3 protein-coding genes are annotated in these 2,606 nt (G+C 29.5%); 2 read left to right on the top strand and 1 reads right to left on the bottom strand.

The annotated features are described in order from the left end of the window. Positions 1-544: 544 nt before the first annotated feature. Positions 545-712, top strand: coding sequence for a hypothetical protein (locus WBG30_RS10675; protein ID WP_424504642.1), 168 nt, complete (start codon positions 545-547; stop codon positions 710-712). 184 nt (positions 713-896) lie between these two features. Here WBG30_RS10675 and WBG30_RS10670 read toward each other — a convergent pair whose 3' ends face one another. Next, complete coding sequence (locus tag WBG30_RS10670; protein WP_424504641.1) at positions 897-1,511, bottom strand: class I SAM-dependent DNA methyltransferase; 615 nt, start codon at positions 1,509-1,511, stop codon at positions 897-899. Between the two features lie 302 nt (positions 1,512-1,813). On the opposite strand from WBG30_RS10670, the gene WBG30_RS10665 reads away from it, so the two are divergent. Beyond that, positions 1,814-2,587, top strand: a complete 774-nt coding sequence (locus WBG30_RS10665; RefSeq protein WP_424504640.1) for a hypothetical protein — start codon at positions 1,814-1,816, stop codon at positions 2,585-2,587. Positions 2,588-2,606 lie beyond the last annotated feature (19 nt).

The raw sequence follows: 2,606 nt of genomic DNA, 5'->3' as shown, positions 1-2,606 counted from the left end.
AAAATTTGGGACACAAAGGAATAGAAACTTTGGAAATATATAAAAGAAGATCACTGGAAGAAAGGAAGAAAAAAGCTAAAAAGATATCAAAAAAATACCTATAAGTATATAAACAGCATTTTAGCAGTTTCCAAGGTAAGCTTGGACACCAAATGCCGTAGTTTTTGATATTTGATCAACCCTAATAAAATTAAGGCTAAACGTATAAACAGTAGATTACACATTAAGTAGGGGTTGTATGCACCATAGAGGTGATTTTTGCTTGGATACCCATTTAGCCCAGTAAAGTCATTTTTGACCATTGGTACTATTGGGACATAGAAGGGCTACTGAATGATTAACTTAGTTAAGTATAGGTTCAAAAAAAGTGTCCAAGGTTGTCCAATAAACAAACGAGATTAAGAAAACGGCTTAAGCTCACTAAGAATAGGATGTTGAGCTAAAATAGACCTTGGACACCTCATTGGTATTATTGGGCTCAGGGCATAAACAAGGGTGTCCAAGGTTTTCAGTTTATGTGTCATAGGAAATAGAGGAGTGATTTATGGAAAAATGGATCGTATGTGAGAAGTGTGGAACCAAGTTAGCAAAAGAAAAAGATGGATGGCTGGAGATCAGAGGAAGAACTAATTTTAAATCCAATGGAGTTACATGGACTTTTGCATGTAAGAACTCAAAGTGTAGCCATAAGACAATATATAACCTTAAATAATAACTTGCTATTTCACAGTAGTATAGCAAATAAGAGAATAGATAGGATATCAAATGAGGAGATTAAGGATCTGGATATGATCCATTTAATACCTAATAATGGCTATTTTGACGAAATAGCAAATAAACAAGGCTCCAAAAAGAGCCTTAATTTTATTTCTTTATTCAATGAATTTTCAATACAATCATATTTTTTTAGCATTTACTATAAACAAAGAATAATTAATTTTTTCATTGTCTATATTTTTTTCACCATAAAAGAAAGTATTTATTTCAATATCTTTAAAACCAGCATTTGTTAAAATATCTTTAAATTTATTCTGAGAAAATCCATTATGTCCTTCAAATCCTATTTCTTTTTTATGAAATTTTCCATCTTCTTTATTTAAATCTACAATACACAGTTCACCTTCATCATTAAGTAGTTCATAAAACTCTTTTATTATACTCTCAGTATCCCAAATATGGTGAAGAACCATAGAATTATATATAACATCATATTTACCAACTATTTTTTCATTGGAAGTAATGTCTAATTTATAAGCTTTCATATTATTAATATTATATTTCTTTATTTTTTCATTCAGTATCGCTATCATATTTTTTGAAGAATCAATAAGGGTAATACTTTTAAACGAATCGATAAGGTTAAAACCTATAAGACCAGTTCCGCAACCAAACTCCATAGCTGCACAATTTTTTCTATATCCTAATACATTCTGTATTTCATTAGCTATGACTTTTGCCCTATTTATTCTAATATCAGTATCCCAATTTTTTGCATAATTATCAAAGCTCATTATCGTTCCTCCTATGATTTTAAATATTTTTTATAAACTACTATCCTATAAAGAATATTTTTAATTAAGACTTATATTAACTTTAAATTTTTAAGAAGTCAATTTTTAAACAGAATAATAAATAAAACAAATTAAGGATAATACTTTTATTACTCGTAAAAAAGGAATAATATTAAGAAATATCCTGAAGCATCCTGAAATATGGTAAAATATAGAAAATGAATAAGCGAGACCTAGAGTCCATAAATTTCTTCCTGAAAGGGAAAGATTTGTGGACTCTTTTTTTTGGTTAGGAGGTAAAGATGGATATAAAAAACACAAGTAAGTACAGAAAAGCAAAACAAGAGTTTCAATGTAAGTTATATGCAATATTAAAAAGTCTGAAGTTTGATCTCAAAGACTATGAGTCATATAAAGGGACTGTAACAGAACTTATGAGGACAGGAAAGATAAATAAATCATATATTGCTAAAAAGAATGGGCTAACACCTCAGAGAATACAGAATTGGGTAAATAGGCATGAATGGGGAGACTTGAGCAGCTATATTCATATTCCTTCTATAATCGTAATTCATAAAGTTAAAAAGAAAGCTAACTCATATTATTCACCTGAACTATTAGAGAACTTACAGAAATATGCATCTGAACTAACATTAGGAGGGGAGATTAAATATAGTAATCTTGAATTAGCTGAGTTACTGGGGATATCCAATAGCAGTTTCTATAATTATTATAAGACTAAACCTCAGTTTGCAGATGTATTGGACGAAACTAGAGCTGGAGCTCAGAGAGTATTTAAATATGAAAGAGCGTTAGATGAAAGAGCCTTTGGATGTAATGTAATAGAAACAAAAGAAATAACTAAAGAGAGTGCTAAAGGTGCTAGATCTTTTGAAACAAGTAAATCAAAGAAAAAAATTCTAGGAGATGTAAATGCTATTAAGTTTGGATTGACTAATATAGCTCCTGATAAATATTCTAATAATCAGAAAGTAGAGCAAAAAATAAAGGTAGATCAAAAGCTAGACTTTACTAAACTATCTGATAAAGACTTGGAGGAGGTATTCGGTGGATAGTAACTTGACTAAAGTACAG

Source organism: Psychrilyobacter sp. (assembly GCF_049671765.1).
Taxonomy (GTDB): Bacteria; Fusobacteriota; Fusobacteriia; order Fusobacteriales; family Fusobacteriaceae; genus Psychrilyobacter.
The sequence above is the reverse complement of the archived record's forward strand: the minus strand, read 5'-3'. Positions and strand labels throughout refer to the sequence as shown.